Raw genomic sequence first — 1,943 nt, 5'->3', positions numbered from 1 at the left:
GTGTACATAGTGCACTAGGTTATGTGCCACCTTTTGATTTTGAAGCAATGTACTATGATAAAATTAATCCGTTAGGTCAGGTGGCCTAACTTAAATAAAAAGTCTCCGACAAACCCGGTACGGTTCAACGATTGTTGCGGCAACACGTACTTATAGCCAAAACAAACAAGCTGAAGCAGAAGCACAAAAGCAAGCAGCAGAAGCTCAAGCACTTGAAAAGCTAAAAGCAGAAGGTGGAGAAAAGTGGGCTGAATATAACAGCACAGATGATTATGTAACGAAACAAAATCTTCTGAAAAATGCTTTACCAGCATACAAAGACGCAGCAGACCAAGCCCAAACATGGGGCATGGGTGGTAATAGCAGTCGAGCATTGAATGCCGTGACTACAGCGATTACAGCAGCGTTGGGTGGACAAACTGACTTACAAGTCGTGACGAATACCCTAGCACCGTATGCAGCTCAGGTGATTGGGCAAGAATTTGGTCATGGAGCGGATAAAAACACGGCAGCACAGTTGGTATCTCATGCAATCTTGGGTGCAACACTTGCCTACATTAACGGTAGCGACCCAACTGCAGGCGGAAGTGCCGCGGTTGCCAGTGAGGCGGCAGCAAACTACTTAACCAACCAACTCGCAGAAAGATACAAAGATGATCCTAAGTACTTTGTAAATGGCGAGTTCCAAGCGAATTTACTGTCAGAAGCTGAGAAAGCACAAATCCGTGATTTAACTGCAGGGATTGGCGCTGTCATTGGTGGAGCGGTAGGAGATTCAACTTATAACGCTCAGTTAGCAGGAGTGATTGGGCAGAATGCGGTGGAGAATAATCAAGCAGGTGCTCATAAATTTGCGAAGAAACAAGTAGACCAATATAACAATCTTTGTGCACAAAGTGGGATTTCTAGTGGGCAATGTAGTTCATGGACTGGGCAAAGAATAATAAATAATTCGAAAGAATTAGCCATGATTATTGTACCAACGGAAATTTACGAAGTTGTTCCTGTTGGTAAAGCATATGGAATTCTTGCAAAAGGCTCAAAGAAAATTATTGCGACAGTACAGGATTCTAAGCAAGCGCAAAAAATTCTAAAAAATATTGAGGAAACAAAAGTTGTTACAGATTATTTTAAACAGGATAGAAAATATTGGACTTCTGAACCTATACAGTTTAATGGAAATAAAGTATATCAACGAAATGACATATTCGACCCAAATTATCTTGATAAAAAATCAGGAAAGACAAATCTTCAGCTAATGGAAATGGGTAGAGCACCGATAGGTAAAGATGGGAAATCTGTAAATCTTCACCATATGTTGCAAAAGCAAGATGGTCCTATAGCTGAGGTTACACAAAGTTTTCATAAAGATAATCATGCTACTATCCATATTAATGATAATAGTATTCCATCAGGTATTAATCGTGCTGATTTTAATAAATGGCGATCTAATTATTGGAAAAATAGAGCGTTAGGGCTTAAGTGAGAAAAGATATGCAAAATAAAATTGATGATGTCATTCAGGAATTAAAGGAAGTATCTGGTAACGATCGTCTAAATGTAAAGTTACCAGACGATATCTTGATATCTAGCTATGAAACTGAAATCGGATTTTCTTTTCCAGAAGACTATAAGAAAGTTTTGAAAGAGGTTGGTAATATTTTTTATGGAACAATTGAATTAGCATCTATCACAAATGATAAAAAAGACTATAGAGAGCTTTCTCAAATACTAAGTGATGCTAGAGAACAAGGCCTTCCTGAAAATTGGTTACCTATTTGTGAGGATAATGGTAGTTATTATTGCCTAATTCCTGGTAATGAAATTCGATATTGGACAACGGATGGTTATAGTGATGATAGGTGGGCAAGTTTAGCAGATTGGATTAAACAAGTTTGGATTGAAGGTAATTGAGGATCCATACAAGATTTAGTTCAGTTTCA

Annotated in this window: 2 protein-coding genes; both read left to right on the top strand. The window is 38.3% G+C overall.

Going from position 1 to position 1,943, the window contains the following annotated elements; genetic code table 11:
• Positions 1-382: 382 nt before the first annotated feature.
• Positions 383-1,486 carry an HNH/ENDO VII family nuclease gene (locus HX743_RS16370; RefSeq protein ID WP_236093737.1) on the top strand — a complete coding sequence of 368 codons (1,104 nt, stop codon included), beginning with the start codon at positions 383-385 and terminating at the stop codon, positions 1,484-1,486.
• Positions 1,487-1,494: 8 nt separating this feature from the next.
• Positions 1,495-1,914, top strand: coding sequence for an SMI1/KNR4 family protein (locus HX743_RS09020; RefSeq protein WP_178319040.1), 420 nt, complete (start codon positions 1,495-1,497; stop codon positions 1,912-1,914).
• The last annotated feature ends 29 nt before the right edge of the window (positions 1,915-1,943 follow it).

It is taken from the genome of Acinetobacter sp. Swhac1 (assembly GCF_013390985.1).
In the GTDB taxonomy this organism is placed as follows: domain Bacteria; phylum Pseudomonadota; class Gammaproteobacteria; order Pseudomonadales; family Moraxellaceae; genus Acinetobacter; species Acinetobacter towneri.
This window is presented reverse-complemented; position numbering and strand designations above follow the sequence as displayed.